We start from the raw sequence: 21,052 nt of genomic DNA, 5'->3' as shown, positions 1-21,052 counted from the left end.
GGCGAACAGCATGACACAGATGCCGGGTTTCGAGGACTGGCTGGAGATCTGCAATCTCAAGGCGCGCTATTGCCGCCTGCTCGATTCCAAGGACTGGGACGGCTGGGCGGCGCTGTTCACCGAGGATTGCGAGATCGACACGCGCCCCGCCGGGGGCACGCTGGAGCAGGGGCGCGATGCCTTTGTCGCGATGGTGCGCCACTCGCTCGCCGATGCCAGGACCGCGCATCAGGTCCACTCGCCCGAAATCACCTTTCACGGCGACGGCGCCGACGTGGTCTGGGCCATGCAGGACCGCGTGGTGAAGGACAGCTTCGCGCTGACCGGGTACGGCCATTATCACGAGACCTACGTGCGTACCGCCGATGGCTGGAAGATCGCCAGGCAGACACTCTCGCGCCTGATCGTGGACATGGTCAGAACTTGAGGCGCCAGGGCTTGAGGCGCCAGCGCCGGGGCGCTTGCTGCGCAGCGGCAAGCAATTTCATTCGCTAGTCCTGAGCAAGCCACGTATTTAACGGGCAATGGAACGCAAGATCGGCACCGTCCTGTCGCACGTGGCGCGCCTGATGCGCCGGTCTTTCGATGAGCAGGCGCGGGCGATCGGCGTGACCCGGCCGCAATGGCAGGTCCTCAGCGAGCTTCACCGCATGGAAGGAATCCATCAGGGCGGCCTCGCCGAAATTCTGGAAGTGGAGCCGATCACCGCCGGGCGCATGATCGATCGGATGCAGGACGGCGGGCTGGTCGAACGCAGGGCCGATCCGGCAGACCGGCGCGCCTGGCGGCTCTACCTGACGCCGCGCGGCCGCGAATTGCTGGAACAGCTGCAGCCCCTGGCGGACGAGACCGCCGATCTGGCGCTGGAAGGCATGCCGGATGCGGACAAGCAGCATCTGTTCGAATTGCTGGAGACGATGCACGCCAATCTGACGCGCAACCGGATTTCGGACAGCGCCGTGCAGGGGTGAATGCGTGCCGCGCGGTATCGCCGGGACGGTCCCGCCCAACCATCGTGGCCGCGATAGGCGGCGCCTTGCGCAAGGGGTAGAGTTCGGGAAATCGTGCCGGGAAAGCACCGGCACTCGAAAGCCGTAAGAGCGGGAGGATGCGTGGGTAAGACGATCGTGATCACTGGCGCCGGGGCGGGCCTCGGCCGCGCGCTGGCAAGGCGTTTCGCCGGTGAAGGGGAAACCGTGATCCTGCTGGGGCGCACGCTGTCCAAGGTGCAGGAACTGGCGGACGAGATCGGTCCGGCAGCCATGGCGGTGGAGTGCGACGTGGCCAGCGCCGATTCCGTGCGCCAGGCCTTCGCCGCGATTGCGCAAAAGCACCCGAAGATCGATGTGCTGATCAACAATGCCGCGGTCTACGAACCGTTCACCGTGGCCGAGGCAAGCGACGCGCAGATCGACGGTATCATCGCCACCAATCTCAATGGCCCGATCTACTGCTGCCGCGCGGCCATCCCGATGATGGAAAAGGGCGGGCAGATCATCAACGTGGGCAGCGAATCCGTCGCCGTGCCTTTCGTGATGCTCTCGCTCTACCAGTGCACCAAGGCCGGCCTAGAGCGCTTCACCGAAGCGCTGGTGGAAGAACTGGAGCCTGCCGGAATCCGCGTCACCACCGTGCGCGCCGGGCCGATGTACGAAGCGGGCAAGGCCGCGCCGGGCTGGAATCCCGATGCCGCGATGCGTTTCCATCAGGGCTGCGCCGCCAACGGCATCGACCTGCGCGCGCGGCCTATCTCGCAGACCGAGAACGTCACCGGGGTGTTCCGCTCGGTCATCGATCTGCCGCCCGACGTGCGTGTGCTCCACGTTTCGGTGGGAGCGCGCCACCCATGAGCGATACCGAAACCCTGCAACACGCCATTCCCGCCAAGGATCACACGATGACCACTCTTCCCGACGCCCAGCTCTATATCGATGGCCAGTTGCGGGGCGCCAGCGACGGCGGCACCTTCGACGTGATCAGTCCCTGGACCGGCGCGGCGATCGGCAAGGCCGCCGATGCTACCGCCGATGACGTGAACGCGGCCATCGCCGCCGCCCGCCGCGCTTTCGACCAGACCGACTGGGCAACCAACACCGAAAAGCGCGTGGCACTGGTAAAGAAGTACCGCGAATTGTTCGAAGCGGCCCGTCCGCGTCTTGGCGAGCTTGCCATCAACGAGGCCGGCGCGGCGCAGGGCGCGGTGAGCCGCGCCCATGTCGGCATGGCGCTGGATGGTTGGGACGACTACATGGCCGTGTTCGACAAGCTGGAATGGGAAAAGGACTACGGCGAGAAGCCGGCCTTCGGCATGGTCCACAAGCGCATCGGTGTGCGTGAACCCGTCGGCGTTGTGGGCGCGATCACGCCGTGGAACGTGCCGCTCTACGTGAACATCGGCAAGATCGTTGCCGCACTGCTCGCGGGCTGCACGGTCATCCTGAAGCCCGCACCCGATACGCCCGGGATGGGCGCGATCTTTGGCGAACTGGCCAAAGAAGCCGGCTTCCCCGATGGCGTCATCAACGTGGTGTTCGGCGCCGATCCGGCGCTGGCGGGCGAAATGCTGGTCACCGATCCGCGCGTCGACCTGATCTCGTTCACCGGCTCCACCGGCGTCGGCAAGCGCATCATGGAGCAGGGCGCGGCCACGCTGAAGCGGGTGTTCCTCGAACTCGGCGGCAAGTCGGCCAAGATCGTGCTCGACGACGCGCCGAACTTCGCCATGGAAGTGGGCATGGCGATGCTGGTGTTCCATGCCGGGCAGGGCTGCGCCGTGCAGTCGCGCCTGCTGGTGCCGCGCAGCCGCTATGAGGAAGCCAAGGCCATCCTCAAGGGCGCTTACGGCAACTTCGGCGACAACTGGGGCGATATCGAGAACCCGGCGCACATCATGGGCCCGGTGATCTCGAAGCGCCAGATGGAGCGCGTGAAGAGCTACATCGACCTTGGCCAGCAGGAAGGCGCCACCTTGCTTGCCGGCGGCAACATCCGCCCCGACAAGGGCGGCGGCTATTTCGTGGAGCCGACCTGCTTCGTGGACGTTACTAACGACATGCGCATCGCCCAGGAAGAGATCTTCGGCCCCGTTCTGGTCGTCATCCCCTACGAGGACGACGAGGATGCCGTGCGCATTGCCAACCAGAGCTCCTATGGCCTATCGGGCGGTGTCAGCTCGGGCGATCTCGACCGGGCGATCAATATTGCCAAGCGCGTGCGCACCGGCTCGATGAGCGTCAACAACGGCATGTGCATCGCCGGCGACATTCCCTTCGGTGGCTACAAGGCCAGCGGCATGGGACGTGAATGGGGTCTGGAAGGCATTGAAGAGTTCACCGACGTCAAGATCCTCGCCTGGCCCGTCGGCCAGGCCGCGGCCTGACGCAGACGGCTCGGACGAGGCCGTTCTGGGAAGCGACACTTCGGAAGAGAACGGCGGCGAGGACACCGGATCCCCGGCTGTCCCGCCGCATCTCGCCGCCGCGGTCACCGACGCTTCGGCGGCGGTCAGCCATAACCTCCACGGGCAGAAGCTGGGGCGCAAGGGGCGCGTCACGCGTGAGCGTATCCTTGCCGCCACCATCGAGCTTGTCGAGAAGACCGACGAGCCGGTGACGCTGGGGGCCGTGGCCCGGACGGTCGGCATCGGCATGACGTCGATCTACAACTACTTCACTGACTTCACCGAACTGCTGCTCGCGGTGCTGGAGCCGGTGATGGGCTCGGCGCAGGACGAGTATTTCGTGCTGGCCCGCGACCATTGGCCCGACGCGGACCTCAATGCGCGGGCCATGGACTTCGTGCGGGCCTATCACGCGTTCTGGGCCAAGCACACCGGCCTGCTGCACTTGCGCAACTCATTGGCGGATCAGTTCGACGTGCGCATCATGCACCAGCGCGTGAACTCGACCCGGCCGCTGATCGGCCTGTTCGTGGCGCAGATGGACCCGCGCGGGACGCTGGGTGACACGGCGGTGCTGATGGCGACGACGCTGATGACGGGGATCGAACGCTCGATCACGCTGGCGACCGACAGGCGCTTGCGCCGCATCCTCGGCACGCTGCCGGGGCGGCGCGAGGAAAGCCTGCTGGAGGTCAACGCGCGGCTGATGGAACTGGCGATCCGCGACATGCGGGAGCGGGTGGCGGGGTGAGTTCGGCCTGATATGCCGCCCCCGCCTGCGCGGGGGCGGGATCAGGGTGGGCCCCTACGTCCTCTTGCCGCCCACGCCCTTCAGATATTCTTCCATGCCGCGAATATAGTCCGGGTTGAGCATCAGCGCGCTGTTGGCCATGCGCTCGATGTGGCGGGCGCTGTCGCGGCCCACTTCGGCGCTGAGTTCGATGGCGACCTTGGCCGCACCCATCTGCTCGGGATTCTGTTTGGCAAGGTGGCGGCAGAACGCCATGACGTCCGCCTCGAAGGTCTCGTCCTCGTAGACCTGATGGACCAGCCCCATGGTCAGGGCCATGTCCGCCGGGGCAGGCTTGTTTGCCATGATCAGCCAGCGCGCCCAGTGCGGCCCGCAGATGCGGGTGAGGCGGGAGACGCCGCCCGATGCGGGGAGCACGCCGAACAGCCCTTCGGGAAAGGCGTAGGATGCGCTCCTGGCGGCAAGGCGGAAATCGCACGAGAGGCTCATTTCCAGCCCGCCGCCCACGCACATGGCATGGTGGGCGACGACGAAGGGCTTCTCGATATGCTCGATCTCGTCCCACAGCTGCTGCATGTTGTTGAGATTGAGCCGGTGGTTCTCGCGAATGCCGCGCGCGCTGCCGCCGGTCGATACGGGCGAGACGATGTTCTGGTTGCCGCCTCGCAAGTCCGCGCCGGAACTGAAGTAGCGCCCGGCCGAGCGGATCAGCATGACCTTCAGTTCGGGCGTCTCGCGAAAGCGCAGTACCGCCTCGGTCAGCAGGTCCATCATCTGGCGGCTGATCGCGTTGAGCTTGTCGGGCCGGTTGAGCGTGGCGATCAGGATGCCGTCGACATCTTGCGTGAGCAGGTGCGGTGCTTCTTCGGTCATCGTATCCCCCCCTTCAATTCCGGGACCGCGGCAGGCCGAGGCCCTTTTCGGCGATCATCGAACGGTGCACCTGGCTGGTGCCGCCGTAAATGGTCGTCCCGTGGGCATGGCGATAGGCGAGGTTGAGTGCATTGGCCGCGCCCTTGCGCTTGGACAGCGAGTAGGGCGCCGTCAGGTCGAGCAGATCGCGGGAATCGGTGATGAACAGCTCGGACGAGAACATCTTCGCCATCGGGCCATAGGCACCGTTGCCCTTGCCGTGGACCTGCGTCCAGTTGGCGCGGTAGGCGATCAGTTCGGAGGCGAGCACATTGGCGTAAGTGCGCGCCAGCCGCGCCTGCGCCTTGGCCGTTTCGATCAGCCTGCCGCCGCCTGCCACGGGGATTTCCTCGCAGAGTTCCACCGCGTTCTCCAGCATCGCGCGCTGCACTTTCGCAAAGCCGCCGCCGTGTTCGAGTTCGAGGCTGGCCGCCATGGTCCGCCCGCCCGCGTTGACCTCGCCCAGGCGCCAGGTGTCGGGGATGCGCACGTTGTCGTAGAAGGTGATGTTGGTGCGCTCGTCCATGAAGGTGTGGACGCCCTGCACGGTGACGCCTTCGGCCTTCAGCGGCACGATGAACATCGTCAGCCCCTTGTGCTTGGGCGCATCCGGGTCGGTGCGGCAGAGCATCAGCACATAGTCGGTCAGGTTGGCGCCGCTGGTCCACATCTTGGTGCCGTCGATCCGCCACGACCCGTCCTCGAGCTGGGTGGCCTTGCACTGCGCGGCAAAGACGTCCGATCCGCAGCCCGGCTCCGAATAGCCGAGCGAGCAGATCGCCTCGCCCGCCATCACCTTGGACAGCACGTGGCGCTTCAGGTCCTCGCTGCCGAAGCGGTACATGATGAGCGCCACCATCTGGGCGACGTTGGCGACCGGGTTGCTCCAGCCCTCTTCCTCGAAGGCCGAGCGCGCCGCAGTGACCGCGTAGGGGCCAAGCCCGCGCCCGCCGACATCCTGGGGAAGCTGGAGATAGGCGAGGTTCGCCTCGACGAGCTGTTTGTGGATGACCGGGTTGTGGCCTTCCCATGAGAAGTGGAACTTCTCGCGCTGTTCGTCGGTGACGTTCCTGGCGAAGAATGCATGGATTTCCTGCTGGATCGCGCGCGCATCGTCGCCGAGATCGAACTCGACCGGAACGTCGCCCACATCCGGGAGGCTGGCCTGCTCGCCTGCGTAGAGGCGGCGACCGGCTTCGGCGAGCCAGTCCTCGGGATCGCCCGCCACCAGCGGCCAGGCCTTGGCGCGCAGGTTATAGAGGTGGACGTCATGCTCGGTGGTGAGGCCGATGCCGCCGAAGGTCTGCACCGCGTGGCGCACGGTGCGGCCTGCGGCGCCGGCGGCGTACCATGCCGAAAGCGAAACCTGGGCTCCTGCCGCCGTCTCGCCATCGGCGATCGAGCGCATGGCCTGCCAGGCGAGGAACTTGGCGGAATCGATCTCGCAGATCAGGTCCGCCATCGGGTGCGAGAGCGCCTGGAACGTGCCGATGAACACGCCGAAGGCCTTGCGTTCCCCCGCATAGTCCGCCGCCATCGTCAGCGCCGCACGGCTGAGGCCGGACAGCGCCAGCGCCATCAGCACCTTCCATTCCTCGCGCCCGGCAGCGAAGAGCGCCAGCGCGTCTTCGCCGCTGGCCAGAACGGTTGCCGGCAAGGCACCGAGATCAAGTTCGGCAATAGCCGTGGTGGCAAGCGTGGGCTCCGCGATCCGCGCTTCCGCGGGCACCGTGACCAGCACCACCGCGTTATCCCTGCGCGCGATGACCGCGCCCGCCACGAGGCCGCCCGCGACCCATTGCCGGGGGAACGCGGCGATGTCCTGCATGGCGATCGTGACAACGGCCTCGCCGCCGAGCGCCGCGGCCAGCAGGTCTTCCTGACCGCCCAGCAGGCCGAGTAGGCGGGTGGCCACCAGCGCTTCGGCCAGCGGGCCGGAGGCGAGCGTGCGACCGGCTTCCTCCATCAGCAGGCCGGCATCGAACAGGCCAAGGCCCATGCCGTCGGCTTCTTCGGGAACGCGCATGGCAAAGGCGCCGAGCTCGGCAAGGCCGGTCCACAGGGCGTGGTCGAAACCGCCGCTTTCCTGCGCCTTGCGCACGCGTGCCATGCTCGAATTCTCGTCGAGGAAGCGCGCGAACGTATCGCGCATCATGACCTGTTCGTCGGTGAGGTCGAAGTTCATTTCAGGCTTTCCCCGGGGGTTCTTGGTTTTCGTGTTTCCTCGTCAACATCATACCTCGCCGCCCCGTTCAATCGCCCCCGGCACGCAATCGCGGGCGCGATAGCTCCGCGCCCCTGCTGGTGGGCGGGAGAGGGGAGGCGTAGCGTCCCGGTCCAAGGCGCCGCGAACGATGCGCCCGCCGGGACCGTCCGGCCCGGCAACGGATGGGAGTGCCGAGATGGAAATGAACGACATGGTGCTGATCAGCGTCGATGATCACATCAGCGAGCCGCCCGACCTGTTCCGGAACCATCTTTCCGGCGCCGCGCTGGAATCCGCGCCCCGCCTGATCCAGGACGAGAACGGCAAGGACTTGTGGGTCTACCAGGGCCAGAAGTTCCCTTCGGTGGGGCTCAACGCCGTGGTCGGCCGTCCTTTCGAGGAATACGGCATGGAGCCGACCTCGCTCGATCAGCTGCGCGCCGGCTGTTATGACGTGCACGAGCGTATCAAGGACATGGACGTCAACGGCATCGCCGCCTCGCTCAACTTCGGCTCGGTGTTCGACTTTGCCGGCGGGCGCCTCCACCGCGTGCCCGACCGCGATCTCGCGAAAGTCCACGTCAGCGCCTACAACGACTGGCATATCGACGAATGGTGCGGCGCCTATCCGGGGCGCTTCATTCCCTGCGCGATCCTGCCGACCTGGGACATGGACGCGACCATCGCCGAGCTGAAACGCGTCTCCGCCAAGGGCTGCCACACCGTCTCGATCAGCGAGAACCCGACCTGCCAGGGCCTGCCGAGCATCCACAACGCCTATTGGGACCCGTTCTACAAGGCGATCAACGATCTCGACATGACGATCTGCCTGCACATCGGCGGCGGCAATCCGGCGCCCCATGCCTCGATGGAAACGCCGATCGAGGCGTGGATCTCGACGATGCCGATGTCGATCGCCTATGCCGCCTCGGACTGGCTCCAGCTCGAGGCGCTGCACCAGTATCCGGACATGCGTATCGCGCTGTCGGAAGGCTCGATCGGCTGGGTGCCCTATTTTACCGAACGGGCGGACTTCTCGAACTGGCGGCACAAGGCCTGGACCAATTCGCGCTTCCAGGAAATGAAGCCCAGCGAGATGTTCAGGCGGCATTTCCTCAACTGCTTCATCGACGATGCCTTCGGTCTCCAGAACATCCAGTTCATCGGCGAGGACAACATCGCCTACGAATGCGACTATCCGCATTCCGATACGCTCTGGCCGGAAGTGCCCGAGCATCTCTGGCCTTCGATCAGGCACCTGACCGAAGCGCAGATCGACAAGATCACGCACAGGAATGCGATGCGCTGGTTCCGGTTCGATCCCTTCCAGCACCAGTCCCGCGCCGAACTGACCGTCGGCGCGCTGCGGCAGCGGGCGAAGGCGGCGGGTGTCGACACCAGCGCCAGGTCTTCCGCCGGCGAACGGCCGGTGGCGGAAGGCGATACCCGGCCGGTCACTTCGGGCGACATCATGAAGATGTTCATCCGCCACGAAGATACCGACCGCACCGGGCGCATGCAGCAGCAGGAGGCCTGATCGCCGCCGGTAAAAAGGCAAAGGCCCCGCGAGCGTGCTCGCGGGGCCTCTTTTCTGGTGGCTGTGCCCGGTCAGGCTGCGTGGGGCAGTTGTTCCGGTTCGACAAGCACGACGGGATCCGGCAGGCACTTGCGCATCGCGTCGCTGAGCGACTGGAGCAGGGCTTCCGGGTTCACCTTGTCGTCCTTGCCGTAGATCAGGCTGATGACGAGCGGGTGGCCATCCGGCTGGCGGGGGACAAGGCCGCAGAGCGATTCCGCGCCGCTGCCGAAGCCCGCCGGGCCGAACACGTAACGCGGATCGCGGCAGCTATCGATGCGGGCCATCATGTCGGCAAAGGCGAACTTGTTGATTTCGCTGGCTTCGGCATTGAGGCGGCGCACCATGCCTTCGCAGCGCTGGCGGGCAACGGTCGAGAGCATCAGCAGGCCGGCGGCGTTCTGGGCCAGCGGTTCCTTGATGCCGCCCGAAAGCTCCCGCGTGGCGGCAAGGGCGCGCGGGCCGTGGCGCCAGTTGACGATCTGGACGTCGAGCCCGACCATGGCATGGAGCGCGACCGAAAGGCCGGTCTGGGCGACCAGGCGGTCCATCAGGCGCACGATGCGCCCGTCACGCACCAGTTCGGGCTGGCCCGAGGTGCCGATCAGCGCGGCGCGCGGCGTCAGGCTGTAGGCGCGCGAGTAGGGGTCCTTGTGAAGCAGGCCGAGCTCGACAAGGCTGGAGAGCAGTTCCGACGTGCTCGACTGCGGGCGATTGTAGCGGCGCACGATGTCCATGACGGTGGCTTCACGGTGGGCATCGTCGAAATATTCCAGCACTTCGATCACGCGGCGTGCGATCTTGGCCTTGTTCGATGACGTGGTCTTTCCAGGCATGAGGTCTCTCCTCCCTCAAGTGTGGTGTGATGAACTCACTTCTCTCCCGAGTCGGATCCCATAAAACTGAGTCTGACTCGTTTTTTGCTAAGCTTGGTTATCATTGCTTTTGGAAGGCTGCAAGGGGCTTCGCGCGGACGATAAGTTGCGCGCAGGGGCGCTCTCTCGAAATATCGCGAAATCCCGCAGGTTCCGGCGGTTTCCGGCGATCGGCGCAGCGCCGGGCCGTGTTTGCGGCGGGGCAGGCTGGTCATGAAGCGCAATGCGCGTCATGCTCCGGTACGACCAGGTATTTGTGCGGGAGGGAAAAGTTCGGGGATGCAGGTGGAGGGGCTGACATTCGCCGGAGCCGGGCTGTACGATTCGGCAGTCCGGTCCGGCGCGCCGATCGCTTTTGTGGATCTGTCGCACGAAGCCGGGGATCTGCCGGACATGCTCCTGCCGCCATGCCCGGTGATCGGGATCGGCGCAGGCACGCATCCGCTGGCATCGCGGCTCGATGCCTGTCTCGAACTGCGCGTCGATGCGGCGCGGCTGGTGGAGGCTGCCTCGGCCCAGCCGCACGCTGCGGCCGTCGTCGCCCAGTTGCTGCGGCTTCTCCCATCGCTTTCGATCGATGACGGGCTGACGGCGGAATCGCTTGCCTATGCGACCTTGCAGGGCAGCGAGGCGCATCGCCGCTGGATCGGCGCGCGGGCCGCCCCGGACAGTCCGGCCGCGGCGGGACGGGTTGTGCTGGCGCGCAGCGGCGACGTGATGACGGTGACGCTGGATCGTCCCGCAGCGGGCAATGCCATCGACCGCACCATGCGCGACGAGCTGCGCGAGGCATTCGTGCTGGCGGGCATCGACAGCAGCATTTCCCGCATCGTGCTGCGGGGCAATGGCAAGGCCTTCTGTCTTGGCGCGGATCTTGGCGAGTTCGGAACGACCCGCGATCCTGCCGAGGCCCATCGCCTTCGCGGGCTGACCCTTCCGGCCAGGGAGGCGGCCCGCTGCCGCGACCGTTTCGAAGTCCGGATCGACGGGGCCTGCATCGGCGCGGGGCTGGAGATCGCGGCATTTGCGGCCCATGTCGCGGCGACGCGGCGTTCGTGGTTCCAGCTTCCCGAACTGGCGATGGGCATTCTTCCCGGGGCGGGCGGCTGCGTCTCGCTCAGCCGCCGGATCGGGCGGCAGCGCGCCTTGCTGATGATCCTGTCAGGCCGGCGCTTGGCAGCGCGCGAGGCGCTCGAATGGGGGCTCGTCGACGTTCTGGTGGACGATCCGGCCTGACACGAGCGTGAGGCGGACGTCCGCGCTGCTCAGCCGCTCGCGGGCCTCGTGCCAGGGGCGGGTGAGCAGGCACAGGTCGGCGGCTTCGCCCACGGCGACCTGTCGCTGGCGGGAAAGGTCCAGCGGATCCGCGAGGTAGAGCGCCAGCGCGTCCTCGGGAGAGAGCGCCTCGTCCGGGGTGAAGGGCGTTCCCGCACGCGTGCTGCGCAGCACGGCGGCGCGGATCGCCTGCCAGGGATCGCCGCTGCCGTAAGGCGCGTCGCTGCCTCCAGCGAGGGGGATGCCAGCCCGGCGCAGCGAGGCCAGCCGGTAGAGGTTCTGGTGGTGATGCGGCTCGACGTCGCGCAAGTAGCGATCGCCGTTCTGGTGAACGAAGTGCGGCTGCACGCAGGCGTGCAGGTCCAGCGCGGCCATGCGCGCGGCAAGGTCGGCGGGAACGATCGAGGCATGTTCGATCCGGTCGCCCCGCCGGGCTCCCGCGGTTTCGAACAGTGCCAGCGTGAAGACCAGTTCCACTTCGGTCACGCAGTGCACGGCAACGCCGCGTCCCTGGGCATGGGCCTGGGCGACCCAGGCCGATGCCGCGTCGAAGTCGGGCAATGCGGCTTCGTGCAGGTGGAGCTTTGCAGGCCCCAGCTGCCCGCCGTTGCAGGGCGCATCCGCCAGCGACAGCGCGCCCGCCACAACGAGCCTCTGCGCAAGCTGTCCGGCGCTGATTTCGCGGGCAAAATGGCGGGCGATCACCGGGTCGTTGCGGGGGGACATATCGGTGACGCCGGTGAGCCCGAAACGCGCGAGATCGCGGCTGATCGCCGCGAGGCCCGGCGGCGCGGCGGCCAGCGCGTCCTGAAGCCAGGCATCCTCGTCGAAGAGGCGGCCGGTGAAACGGCCGCCGATACGCTCGAGCCCGGGCGGCGCGGTGCTTGACGCCAGCAATGCGTCCAGCGCGGCGCTGTTCAGCAGCCACATGCGGCCAGTGCGATGTTGCAAGCGGACAGGGCGATCCGGCACGATGCGATCGAGCGCCGCTGCGTCGGGCAATTCGCCGTCCAGCACACTTTCGCAGAGCCCGAAACCGCGAAGCCAGCCGGTGCCGGGATGCGAGAGGGCGCGGGCGAGGTCATCGCGGTCCCGGATCGCGGGCGGGCCGCAATCGACCGAGGCCGCACGCACCGCGAGCGCCGAGAGGTGGATGTGATGATCGTGCAGGCCGGGCAGCAAGGCACCGCCGCGCGCCTCGACAACCGCTTCGCCCGGGCGCGGGATGAGCTGGCCGACCGCGGCGACGATACCGCCGTCGATGCGCAAATCGCCGATGCCGTGCCGGTGGATATGGGCATCGCGGATCAGCATGGCGCACGCTCGGGCAGACAGGCTGCGGTGTCCGCGCCGAGCGGGCGTACGGGGGCGTGCAGGGCGCGGCGGCGCAGCGCCGGGAACGGGCGTCCGGGCGCCGTGCCCCAGGCGCGCAGTTCCGCTTCGAGCCGCGGCGCGTCAAAGGCGCGTTCCTCGTCCAGTGCCATGGCGGCTATCGCGCTCATCGACAGGCCGATGCGCTGCGCCTCCCCTCGGCGCAAGGCTTGCAGCACCGCGCGCGCGCCGATGATCCCGGTGAGCGGGTCGGCGATCGCGTCGCCGACGTAGCCGGGCGTCCCGCAGGCCTGTGCCAGCGCGCGGGAGAGGCCCCCGGCAACGCCGCAGTCATTGCCGATGCCCACCCAGTCCGCCGCTTCCCCGCTGGCGCCATGGCCGGTGACGGACAGCCACACCAGCCCCGGCACTTCGCCCACCAGCCTCTGCGCGTCGATCCCGAGCTGCCGCAGGGCGCGCGGGCGCGCACTCTCGATCACGACGTCGGCGCGGCGGATGAGGGTGACCAGCCGGGCCTTTTCGGCATCGCTGGCAAAGTCGACCAGCACGCTCGCCTTGCCTTGGTTGATGAGATCGAACGTTGCCGGATCGTCACGGCGGATGAGGTCGGGGCGGCTGCGGCTTTCGACTTTCACCACCTCCATTCCCGCCTGCCAGAGCAGGTGCCCGGCGAGCGGCCCGGCCCAGATGGCGGACATGTCGATCACCAGGGGGCGATGGCCGGGGGCGCGGTCGCGGCGGGGACCGCGCGCGATCACGTCGATGGCCGGCGAGACCGGCTGTTCGTCGAGCAGGGCTACCGGCAGCCCCAGCAGCCGTCCGGTTTCGAGCAGCGCCGCGCCGTCGCTGCGCAGCACGGCCGCAGCAATCGCGGCAGGGTCCCGCACGTCGAGATCGGCATCGCCGAACAGTGCGGGCAGGAGTTCGCGGTCGACCTCGCGGATCAGCGTGAGGGCGAACCAGTTGCCATCGCGTGTGGGCATCAGGCGGCTGCCGCCAAGCCCTGCGGAGACCTTCCCGGCGATGCGATAGCCCCCATGCGCTGCCCGCTCGCCCAGCAGGGTCGAGCCGGAAAGGCGGGGCAGGCCGAAATCGCGGGCGAGCGCATCCAGTTGCCGGTCGGCCCAGCGCGCCAGCGGGATCGCCGGGCCGCACGCTGAACCCTCAGTCGGCAAGGACTTCCTTGACCTTGCGGCGCAGCAATTTGCCCATCTCGTTGTAGGGCAGCTCGGCGACGAAGACGACCTTCTCCGGCACCCGCGAGGATCGCAGGCGGGCGCGGACAAGGTCCTTCAGCTCGGTTGCACAGGGCGAGGCGTGGCCTTCGCGGGTGACGAGCGCAACGCCCACGGTCTCGCCCCATTCCACCGAGGGGATCGCGCAGGCACAGGCATCGGCGATGGCCGGGTGGGTCAGCAGGACGTCCTCGATCTCGCCCGGCGACATGTTCTCGCCGCCGCGCACGATCACGTCGTCCGCGCGCCCGGAAAGGAACAGGTAGCCATGCTCGTCGATGAAACCGGCATCGCGGGTGGGGAACCAGCCCTCGGCGTCGAGCGCGCTCTTTTCCTTGTATTCGCCCGAGACCTGCTCGCCGCGCACATAGATTTCGCCGGGTTCTCCGGGGCCGAGCACTTCGCCGTTCTCGCCGCGGATCTCGATCTCCACTGTCGGGATCGGCTTGCCGAGCGAGGTGAGGCGGGCGCGGACTTGCGGGTCGGGCGACGCCAGCGCCTCGCGGTGGTCCTCGGGGCCGAGCAGGGCGATCGTCGAACTGGTTTCGGTCAGGCCATAGGCATTGGTGAAGCCCGCCTCGGGGAAACGCGCGAGCGCCTTCTGGATCACTTCGATCGGCATCTTGCCGCCACCATAGGCGATGGCGCGCAGCGAGGAAACGTCGCCGCTCGCGCCTTTCTCCATCGCATCGATGATCCGCGCGAGCATGGTGGGCACGACGAAGGCGTTGGTGACGGTTTCCGCCGCGACCAGCGATAGCCAGCCCTCGGGCGAGAATGCCGGCAGCATCACGATCTTGCGCAGCGCATAGATCGAGGAGAGCAGCGCCGAGATCCCCGCGATATGATAGGGCGGCACCACCACGAGCGCGGCGTCGGCCTCGTCCGCCGAACCGAACTCGACGGTGCCCAGGATATAGCCGAGCAGGTTGGAATGACGCAGGATCGCGGCCTTCGGAGCGGCGGTGGTGCCGCTGGTGAAGAGCTGGATCGCGATGCCTTCTCCCGGATCGTATTCGCGCGCTTCGTCGGCGGGTACGGTTTCCTGCGCCTTGAGCACGAATTCTTCGCGCGAGAACACCGTATGGCCCTGATCGGCGGCGACGCGCAGGATGCGCTCCTCATCGCCGATCACCAGAGCCGGGGCGACGCGGCCGAGCAGGGCGGCGAGATCGGCATCGGGCAGGCGGTAGTTGAGCGGGCAATAGGGCACGCCGGCCAGCGCGGCCCCGAACACCGCGATCACCGCCGCTTCGCTGCTCTCGTCGAGCAGCGCCACATAGTCAGCCTTGCTCTGGCGGATCAGTTCGAACGCGCCGCGCGCGGCAGCGATGAGGTCGCCATACGTCCAGCGCCGTCCGTCGCAGACGAGCGCGACGCGGTCCGGCGCGGTCTCCGCCGCCATTTCCAGAAGAAGCGCGATGTTCATGGGCGGTCAGTCCGAAGCGGGCAGGGGCTTGGCGTCCTTGACGACCAGCGCGACGCCGTCGACCGCAAGCGAGCCCTTGCCGGGCTTCACGCAAAGCAGTTCGTACTTGCCGTCACTGTCGACGTAGCGCTTGCCCATCAGGGTGCCGGCCGAGAAATCGGCGGAGAGCGGTGCGGCGTCGGCGGGCTTGGCCTCGCCCATCGGCGCGCCGCCGCATTCGATCGTGCCGTCGGCGCTGCGGATCACCATGACTTCGGTGTCGCAGGCAGCGCTCTTGAGACGGGTTCCAGGCTTCATGTCTTGGGTCCTTGCTTGGTATGTCGTGCGGGCGGCTGATCAGGCGATCGCGCCCTTGGCCTTGAGGTCCTCGATCCGGTCCCAATCGACGCCCATTTCCATGAGCACGATCTCGGTGTGTTCCGATGCCTGCGGCGAACGCGTGGTTTCCAGAGCCTCGCCGTTGAACTGCACCGGACCGCGCACCAGCTTGAGCGGCGCGCCGCCATCGGCGGCCTCGACTTCGACCACGGTGTCGTTGGCGATGGCCTGCTCGTCCTCGGCCAGTTCGAGCAGGGTGAGGATCGGCGCCCACTGGCCCTTCATGGTCTTGAGGTGTTCGCGCCAGTAGGCGAAGGGCTTCTGGGCGAAGGCCTCGACCAGGATGGCGCTGGCGGCCTCGGCGTTCTCGATCAGGCTGAGCACATCGGCAAAGCGCGGATCGTCGGCCGCCTCGGGGCGTCCGACATGCTCGAAAGTGTCGCGGATCAGGCCGGTCGGGCTCACCATGCAGAAGTTGATGGTGCGCTTGTCGGCCGTCCAGAAGTTGCCCATGAACGGGTTCTTGGCGCTGCCGCCCGAGGTCGGCATGGAGTTGCGCGAGACGACGCCGGTTTCCAGCACTTGCGCGATGTTCGCGCCCGAGGCCCAGGCGGCCGTGCTCATCAGCGAGACGTCAAGCTCGGCGGCCTCGCCGGTCTTCTCGCGGTGGAAGAGGGCTGCGGAAATGCCGCCGGCGATGAACATGCCGCCGATGGAATCGCCGAACGCGGGCATCCCTTGCGACAGCGGGCCGGGCAGTTCCGGCGGGGTCATGCAGTCGGCAATGCCGCTGCGCGACCAGAACGCGGTGCCGTCGAACCCGCCCTTTTCCCGCTCCGGTCCCTTGTCGCCCCAGGCGCTGCCGCGCGCATAGATGATCCGTGGATTGGCGGCGCGGATGTGCTCGACGTCGAAGCGGTTCTTCTGGCGTACCTGCGGCAGGTAATTGGTGAGAAACACGTCGCACTGCTTTGCCAGTTCGTAGAGCAGTTCCTGGCCTTCGGTGGTGGACAGGTCGATGCCGACGCTGCGCTTGCCGCGGTTGGGGTGCTCGAACAAGGTGTGGCGCAGCGGGTCGAGCTTGACGCCGCCCATGTTGAGGAAGCCGCGCTGGGTGTCGCCGCGCACGGGGTGTTCGATCTTGATGACGTCCGCGCCCCAGTCGGCCAGGATCGCACCGGCCGCGGGGGTGAACGTGAACTGCGCCACTTCGAGGACGCGCACGCCCTGCATGACCTTTGTCGGCATCAGACAGTCCCTGTTTCTTGTCTTCTCGGTTCCGGCGCGAACCGGCGCTTTTGAGCCGCTCGCACCGCTTGCCATCGATGTGCGCGCAAAGGTCATCGGGAGCAACACCACCGCCATCGCGGCGACGATCATCGGCCGGATTCGCTGGTGCGATCTGTTGCATGTTGCAGTGCGGCAGAAGGACGAACCCATGAAACGGCGCGGGAGCGATGGTTGCGAAAAATGGCTTAGCAGTTGCGGCAATCGCAATTGACACCTAGGCAGGTAATTACTAACCTAGGTGAGTAAATAACGGGGATGGACCCGTTTCAAGCACTCGGAGAGTTACCCATGAAGAAGTTCGTTGCCCTTGCCGCCGTCGCTTCGCTGGCCTCGTTCGCTGTCGTTCCGGCGGCCTTCGCCGAAACCACCCAGTCGGTTCGCGCCGTCACCGAGGAAGCGGCCGCTCCTGTCGACCTTAGCGCCGGCAAGATGCTCTATGCCGCCAACGGCACCCGCATCGCCCCGATCTACCGCGTCGCCGCCGACGGCAACCCGCAGGTGATCCTCAACGGCCGCCTGATCACCGTTCCGGCCAACAGCCTGACCGATGCGCAGGGCAAGATCACCACTTCGCTGAGCAAGAAGGACCTCGCCTCGGCGAAGTGAGCCTTCGGTCCGCTACGGACACAGAAAAGGGCGGCACCGCGGTGCCGCCCTTTTTCGTGCGTCCAAGGAGGAGGGAAGGCGTCAGCCGCGGCTGACGTTGTCGTAGATGCGGTTGAGATAGTCCCGCATCTGTTCGACTTCCGCGTCCGAGAAACCGGCGAACATCCGGCCCTCGGCTTGGGCGGCGATCAGCCCGAGCTTTTCGAGCAGCGGATGCGCGGCGTCGGTGACGTAGACCGAACGCGCCCGGCGATCGTCGCGGCGGTCGCGCCGTTCCAGCAGGCCGTCGGCGCAGAGGCGGTCGATCAGACGGCCGGCGGAGGCTTCCGACATCTCCAGATATTCGGCGACGGTGCGCTGGGTCGATCCGGGATAGCGCGCCACCACCGCGATCATCGCCCATTGCGAGCGGGTGACGTTGAGTTCGGTGACAAGCCGGTCGAAATTGTTGCGCTGCAGGCGGGCGATCACCGTCAAGCGCAGGCTCACCTGGCGGCGCGGGCTCTCGGTCTTGTCGTTGAGGACATCGCCCAGTTTGCCCGTCAGTTTGTCTTCCGCCTCGGTTGCCACATGTATCTCCTTGTAATGACTTAAATTCGTTCGATAATGATCGCGGGGGCCATACCGCCTGCCGCGCACATCGTCACCAGTCCATAGCGTCCGCCGCTGCGTTCCAGTTCGTCGAGCGCGGTGCCGATCAGGATCGCCCCGGTCGCGCCGATCGGATGGCCCAGCGCGATCGAGCCGCCGTTGGGGTTCACCTTGGCGCGGTCGAGATCGAGATCGCGGATGAGCTTCTCGACAACGACGGCAAAAGCCTCGTTCACTTCCCAGACGTCGATCTGGTCCTTGCTAAGACCGGCCTTGGCGAGCACCTTCTTTGCCGCAGGGACCGGGCCGTTGAGCATCAGGGTCGGGCAATCGCCGGTCTCGGCCATGGCAACGATGCGGGCGCGCGGCTTGAGGCCATGCTTTTGCGCATAGTCCTTCGAGGCGAGCAGGATCGCCGATGCGCCGTCGACCACGCCCGAGGAAATGCCGACGTGGTGGATCGGCTTGACGTCGAGGTCCGGGTAGACCTGGTGAACGAGTTCCAGATAGGTCTTGCCGCCGGGGGCGGAGGGCATGGCGTAGAACATCTCGAACGCGGGCTTGAGCTGGGCGAGGCTTTCGGCGGTGGTGTCGGGCCGGGGATATTCCTCGTGGTCGAGGATCACGTTGCCGTCATCGTCCTTCACCGCGATGGTGGACCGCTGGAAGCGCCCCTCGGCGATGGCAAGGGCGGCGCGGCGCTGGCTTTCGACGCCGAGCGCCTCCAGTTCTGCGCGGCTGATGCCCTCCATCGCGGCGATGGCATCGGCGGCGACGCCCTGGTTGGTCTGCGGGCGGCGGGCCTGGAGGCGGGGGTTGCCCGCGCCCATGCCGGCGCTGCCGAGCCCGGCCTCGCGCATCTTCATGCCGTGGGCATTGGCGTAGGAGAGCATGTCCATGCCGCCTGCCACCATCAGGTCCGACATGCCCGACATGATCATCGCGGCGGCGAGGTTGGTGGCGGTGATGCTCGATCCGCAGAAGCGGTTGAGGGTGACGCCGCCGGCCTTGACGTCATACCCCGCATCGAGCGCGGCCATGCGGCCGATGTCGCCGCCTTGCAGGCCGATGGCTGCGGACACGCCCCATATCACGTCGTCGACATCGGCGGTGTCGAAGCCGTTGCGCTCCTTCAGGGCGGCCAGCACGGTGGCCGACAGATGCTCGGGGTGCATCTGCGAAAGGGCTCCCTTGCCCATCTTGCCGATGCTGCGCGGGGTGCGCACGGTGTCGATGATCCAGGCTTCGCTCACGGTCGGATCTCCTCAATGTCCCGGGCAGGCGCGCGATCTGTCGAGGCGCCTTTGGCCGAGGTCATGCTGGCAGGTCCGGGGAATTGCAATTGGAGGGGGGTGTCCTATCGCAGCGGCGATTGCTTTCAGATGAAAGCATATCGGAGTTCGTGCCTGACGCGTCAACCTCTCCGGCCTGGCGATGCATCGCGCGGGCGCAGTGGCCGTGCTTGACGCTGACGGCGCCGCGGAGACAGTCAGGAGCCAAGGGGCAGGACGAAGGGAAAGAGCGTGTCGCAGAGCAGCGCGCCGAACGGGGAAGAGGGCGCTTCATCGCCGGAGCACGGTTCGCCGGGCGGTGCCTTCGCTCCCTTGCGCGAGGGAACATTCCGCCGGATCTGGACGGCCAGCCTGTTTTCCAACTTTGGCCAGCTTTTCCTGGGCGTCGGGGCGGCCTGGGAAATGACCAGGCTCACCAGTTCGGCCGAGATGGTGGCGCTGGTGCAGAGCGCGATGATGCTGCCGCTGGTGGTCGTCACGCTTCCGGCAGGCGCCATTGCCGACATGTTCGACCGCCGCCGCATCGCCATGAGCGGGCTTGCCTTCAGCGCGGTCTGCGCCGCGATGCTGGCGGCGATCGCCTTCCTCGATCTGGTGACGCCGGCGATGCTGTTGCTGTTCTGTGCGCTGATCGGTGCCGGCGTGGCGCTCTATTCGCCGTCGTGGCAGGCCTCGATCCCGGAGCAGGTCTCGCGCGGGCACTTGCCCGCCGCGGTGGCGCTGGGGACGATCAGCTACAATGTCGCGCGCAGTTTCGGCCCGGCGCTGGGCGGATTGATCGTGGTCGCCTACGGCGCGCGCGCGGTGTTCGGGATGACCGCGCTGCTCTATCTGCCGCTGTTCTTCGCGTTTTTCCTCTGGCAGCGACGGCACGTGCCATCGCGCCTGCCGCCCGAGCGCATGGACCGCGCGATGCTGGGCGGGGCGCGTTATGCGCTTCACGCCCCGGCGATCCGGACCGCGCTGCTGCGGGTCTTCGCGTTCGGCCTGTCGACCGCGACCGCTTCGGCGCTGGCACCGCTGATCGCGCGCGACATGCTGCGCGGCGATGCGGCGACATATGGCCTGCTGCTCGGTGCGCAGGGGGTTGGGGCCGTGACGGGGGCGCTGTTCGTCAGCCGCATTCGCGAGATGATCTCCACCGAATGGGCGGTGCGCCTGTTCGCCATCGGCACCGGCGCGGCGCTTGCCGTCATCGGCTTCAGCCACGCGGTCATGCTGACGTGCGCGGCGTTTCTGGTGGTCGGCGCCTGCAACATCCTGACCATCGCGATGATCAACGTGACCGTGCAGCTTTCCGCCCCGCGCTGGGTGACGGCGCGGGCGCTGTCGCTGTTTTCCTCGGCGATCACGGCCGGGATCGGCATCGGCGCATGGGTCTGGGGGCAGGTCGCGCAGCAGACCGGGGTGGGCCATGCCCTGCTGGTGTCCGGCATGGCGGTCGGCGCGACGGCGTTCCTCGGTCTTGTCCTGCCGATCGCGCGCGAAGGGGCGAGCGGCACTTCGGAAATGCCGCTGGGCAATGAGCCCGAGGTCGGCATGGCGCTGACCCTGCGCTCCGGTCCGGTGGTGATCGAGGTCGACTACGACGTCGATCCCGCCCACGCGCGGGACTTCTATGCGGCGATGATGAAGATGCAGTCGATGCGCAAGCGCAACGGCGGCTTCGCCTGGTCCATCGCCCGCGACATCGCCGATCCGGCGCTCTGGACCGAGCGGTATCATTGCCCGACCTGGGGCGATTACCTGCGGCTGCGCGATCGCTTCACCGAGGCCGATCTGGCGGTGCAGGCCGCCGCCGATGCCTTCCACCGGCGGCGGGAGGGAAGCCGGGTGCGGCGCCAGCTGGAACGGCCGTTCGGATCGGTGCGCTGGAAGGCGGAATCCTACGATCCCCGGCAGGAAACGACGGGCTGGATCGCGCCCTGAGCGTTCCCATCCGGGGATTGCCACCGCCGTGCGGG

At 67.2% G+C, this 21,052-nt stretch carries 20 protein-coding genes; 10 read left to right on the top strand and 10 right to left on the bottom strand.

The window, feature by feature from the left end; translation table 11 throughout:
- Positions 1-10: 10 nt before the first annotated feature.
- The 5 genes from OKA11_RS03535 (at position 11) to OKA11_RS03515 (ending at position 4,151) form a co-directional block, all read left to right on the top strand.
- Positions 11-427 carry a nuclear transport factor 2 family protein gene (locus OKA11_RS03535; RefSeq protein ID WP_267218838.1) on the top strand — a complete coding sequence of 139 codons (417 nt, stop codon included), beginning with the start codon at positions 11-13 and terminating at the stop codon, positions 425-427.
- 97 nt (positions 428-524) lie between these two features.
- Positions 525-971 carry a MarR family winged helix-turn-helix transcriptional regulator gene (locus tag OKA11_RS03530; RefSeq protein ID WP_267218837.1) on the top strand — a complete coding sequence of 149 codons (447 nt, stop codon included), beginning with the start codon at positions 525-527 and terminating at the stop codon, positions 969-971.
- 141 nt (positions 972-1,112) lie between these two features.
- Complete coding sequence (locus OKA11_RS03525; RefSeq protein WP_267218836.1) at positions 1,113-1,850, top strand: SDR family oxidoreductase; 738 nt, start codon at positions 1,113-1,115, stop codon at positions 1,848-1,850.
- 47 nt (positions 1,851-1,897) lie between these two features.
- The gene (locus tag OKA11_RS03520) at positions 1,898-3,379 is read left to right on the top strand and encodes an aldehyde dehydrogenase family protein (RefSeq protein ID WP_267219002.1); all 1,482 of its coding nucleotides are present in this window, start codon (positions 1,898-1,900) and stop codon (positions 3,377-3,379) included.
- Positions 3,321-4,151 (top strand): TetR/AcrR family transcriptional regulator, encoded by an 831-nt coding sequence (locus tag OKA11_RS03515; RefSeq protein WP_267218835.1) that lies wholly within the window; start codon positions 3,321-3,323, stop codon positions 4,149-4,151. Before OKA11_RS03520 ends, OKA11_RS03515 begins: the two co-directional genes overlap by 59 nt.
- Positions 4,152-4,205: 54 nt before the next feature.
- Here OKA11_RS03515 and OKA11_RS03510 read toward each other — a convergent pair whose 3' ends face one another.
- Together OKA11_RS03510 and OKA11_RS03505 are read right to left on the bottom strand one after the other, a co-directional pair.
- Positions 4,206-5,024 carry an enoyl-CoA hydratase/isomerase family protein gene (locus OKA11_RS03510; RefSeq protein ID WP_267218834.1) on the bottom strand — a complete coding sequence of 273 codons (819 nt, stop codon included), beginning with the start codon at positions 5,022-5,024 and terminating at the stop codon, positions 4,206-4,208.
- Positions 5,025-5,037: 13 nt separating this feature from the next.
- Positions 5,038-7,248: an acyl-CoA dehydrogenase family protein gene (locus tag OKA11_RS03505; protein ID WP_267218833.1), complete on the bottom strand. Its 2,211-nt coding sequence runs from the start codon at positions 7,246-7,248 to the stop codon at positions 5,038-5,040.
- A gap of 217 nt (positions 7,249-7,465) precedes the next feature.
- Here OKA11_RS03505 and OKA11_RS03500 point away from each other — a divergent pair, with 217 nt between their 5' ends.
- Positions 7,466-8,806 (top strand): amidohydrolase family protein, encoded by a 1,341-nt coding sequence (locus OKA11_RS03500; protein ID WP_267218832.1) that lies wholly within the window; start codon positions 7,466-7,468, stop codon positions 8,804-8,806.
- A 71-nt stretch (positions 8,807-8,877) separates the two neighbouring features.
- Here OKA11_RS03500 and OKA11_RS03495 read toward each other — a convergent pair whose 3' ends face one another.
- Entirely contained in the window at positions 8,878-9,681 is an 804-nt protein-coding gene (locus tag OKA11_RS03495; protein ID WP_267218831.1) for a helix-turn-helix domain-containing protein, read from the bottom strand.
- Between the two features lie 318 nt (positions 9,682-9,999).
- Here OKA11_RS03495 and OKA11_RS03490 point away from each other — a divergent pair, with 318 nt between their 5' ends.
- Positions 10,000-10,956: an enoyl-CoA hydratase/isomerase family protein gene (locus tag OKA11_RS03490; protein WP_267218830.1), complete on the top strand. Its 957-nt coding sequence runs from the start codon at positions 10,000-10,002 to the stop codon at positions 10,954-10,956.
- Here the strand turns inward: OKA11_RS03490 and OKA11_RS03485 are convergent.
- The 5 genes from OKA11_RS03485 to OKA11_RS03465 are packed head-to-tail and all read right to left on the bottom strand — an operon-like array spanning position 10,882 to position 16,557.
- A complete protein-coding gene (locus OKA11_RS03485) occupies positions 10,882-12,309 on the bottom strand; it encodes an amidohydrolase family protein (protein ID WP_267218829.1) in 1,428 nt (475 codons plus the stop codon). The two genes, OKA11_RS03490 and OKA11_RS03485, sit on opposite strands and share 75 nt — an antisense overlap.
- On the bottom strand, positions 12,303-13,502 hold the full coding sequence (locus OKA11_RS03480) for a CoA transferase (RefSeq protein WP_267218828.1): 1,200 nt from the start codon (positions 13,500-13,502) through the stop codon (positions 12,303-12,305). Before OKA11_RS03480 ends, OKA11_RS03485 begins: the two co-directional genes overlap by 7 nt.
- Positions 13,492-14,991: a class I adenylate-forming enzyme family protein gene (locus OKA11_RS03475; protein WP_267218827.1), complete on the bottom strand. Its 1,500-nt coding sequence runs from the start codon at positions 14,989-14,991 to the stop codon at positions 13,492-13,494. The genes OKA11_RS03480 and OKA11_RS03475 overlap by 11 nt, the downstream gene beginning before the upstream one ends.
- 6 nt (positions 14,992-14,997) lie before the next feature.
- On the bottom strand, positions 14,998-15,288 hold the full coding sequence (locus OKA11_RS03470; RefSeq protein WP_267218826.1) for a hypothetical protein: 291 nt from the start codon (positions 15,286-15,288) through the stop codon (positions 14,998-15,000).
- A gap of 39 nt (positions 15,289-15,327) precedes the next feature.
- Positions 15,328-16,557 (bottom strand): CaiB/BaiF CoA transferase family protein, encoded by a 1,230-nt coding sequence (locus OKA11_RS03465; protein WP_267218825.1) that lies wholly within the window; start codon positions 16,555-16,557, stop codon positions 15,328-15,330.
- On the opposite strand from OKA11_RS03465, the gene OKA11_RS03460 reads away from it, so the two are divergent.
- Together OKA11_RS03460 and OKA11_RS03455 are read left to right on the top strand one after the other, a co-directional pair.
- Positions 16,541-16,810, top strand: a complete 270-nt coding sequence (locus OKA11_RS03460; protein ID WP_267218824.1) for a hypothetical protein — start codon at positions 16,541-16,543, stop codon at positions 16,808-16,810. The two genes, OKA11_RS03465 and OKA11_RS03460, sit on opposite strands and share 17 nt — an antisense overlap.
- Before the next feature lie 77 nt (positions 16,811-16,887).
- Positions 16,888-17,205, top strand: a complete 318-nt coding sequence (locus OKA11_RS03455) for a hypothetical protein (protein WP_267218823.1) — start codon at positions 16,888-16,890, stop codon at positions 17,203-17,205.
- A gap of 81 nt (positions 17,206-17,286) precedes the next feature.
- On the opposite strand, the gene OKA11_RS03450 is transcribed toward OKA11_RS03455, so the two are convergent.
- Together OKA11_RS03450 and OKA11_RS03445 are read right to left on the bottom strand one after the other, a co-directional pair.
- The gene (locus tag OKA11_RS03450; protein ID WP_267218822.1) at positions 17,287-17,775 is read right to left on the bottom strand and encodes a MarR family winged helix-turn-helix transcriptional regulator; all 489 of its coding nucleotides are present in this window, start codon (positions 17,773-17,775) and stop codon (positions 17,287-17,289) included.
- 20 nt (positions 17,776-17,795) lie between these two features.
- Entirely contained in the window at positions 17,796-19,049 is a 1,254-nt protein-coding gene (locus OKA11_RS03445; RefSeq protein WP_267218821.1) for an acetyl-CoA C-acetyltransferase, read from the bottom strand.
- Between the two features lie 270 nt (positions 19,050-19,319).
- Between OKA11_RS03445 and OKA11_RS03440 the strand changes: the two genes are divergently transcribed.
- Positions 19,320-21,017: an MFS transporter gene (locus OKA11_RS03440; RefSeq protein WP_267218820.1), complete on the top strand. Its 1,698-nt coding sequence runs from the start codon at positions 19,320-19,322 to the stop codon at positions 21,015-21,017.
- Positions 21,018-21,052 lie beyond the last annotated feature (35 nt).

It is taken from the genome of Novosphingobium clariflavum, assembly GCF_026420865.1.
Taxonomy (GTDB): domain Bacteria; phylum Pseudomonadota; class Alphaproteobacteria; order Sphingomonadales; family Sphingomonadaceae; genus Novosphingobium; species Novosphingobium clariflavum.
The sequence above is the reverse complement of the archived record's forward strand: the minus strand, read 5'-3'. Positions and strand labels throughout refer to the sequence as shown.

Coding starts and splice junctions, on each gene's coding strand:
- OKA11_RS03485 (WP_267218829.1), bottom strand. CDS start 12,309: ATGCTGATCCGCGATGCCCATATCCACCGGCACGGCATCGGCGATTTG.
- OKA11_RS03490 (WP_267218830.1), top strand. CDS start 10,000: ATGCAGGTGGAGGGGCTGACATTCGCCGGAGCCGGGCTGTACGATTCG.
- OKA11_RS03510 (WP_267218834.1), bottom strand. CDS start 5,024: ATGACCGAAGAAGCACCGCACCTGCTCACGCAAGATGTCGACGGCATC.
- OKA11_RS03535 (WP_267218838.1), top strand. CDS start 11: ATGACACAGATGCCGGGTTTCGAGGACTGGCTGGAGATCTGCAATCTC.
- OKA11_RS03505 (WP_267218833.1), bottom strand. CDS start 7,248: ATGAACTTCGACCTCACCGACGAACAGGTCATGATGCGCGATACGTTC.
- OKA11_RS03470 (WP_267218826.1), bottom strand. CDS start 15,288: ATGAAGCCTGGAACCCGTCTCAAGAGCGCTGCCTGCGACACCGAAGTC.
- OKA11_RS03455 (WP_267218823.1), top strand. CDS start 16,888: ATGAAGAAGTTCGTTGCCCTTGCCGCCGTCGCTTCGCTGGCCTCGTTC.
- OKA11_RS03475 (WP_267218827.1), bottom strand. CDS start 14,991: ATGAACATCGCGCTTCTTCTGGAAATGGCGGCGGAGACCGCGCCGGAC.
- OKA11_RS03520 (WP_267219002.1), top strand. CDS start 1,898: ATGACCACTCTTCCCGACGCCCAGCTCTATATCGATGGCCAGTTGCGG.
- OKA11_RS03465 (WP_267218825.1), bottom strand. CDS start 16,557: ATGCCGACAAAGGTCATGCAGGGCGTGCGCGTCCTCGAAGTGGCGCAG.
- OKA11_RS03460 (WP_267218824.1), top strand. CDS start 16,541: ATGACCTTTGTCGGCATCAGACAGTCCCTGTTTCTTGTCTTCTCGGTT.
- OKA11_RS03530 (WP_267218837.1), top strand. CDS start 525: ATGGAACGCAAGATCGGCACCGTCCTGTCGCACGTGGCGCGCCTGATG.
- OKA11_RS03500 (WP_267218832.1), top strand. CDS start 7,466: ATGGAAATGAACGACATGGTGCTGATCAGCGTCGATGATCACATCAGC.
- OKA11_RS03495 (WP_267218831.1), bottom strand. CDS start 9,681: ATGCCTGGAAAGACCACGTCATCGAACAAGGCCAAGATCGCACGCCGC.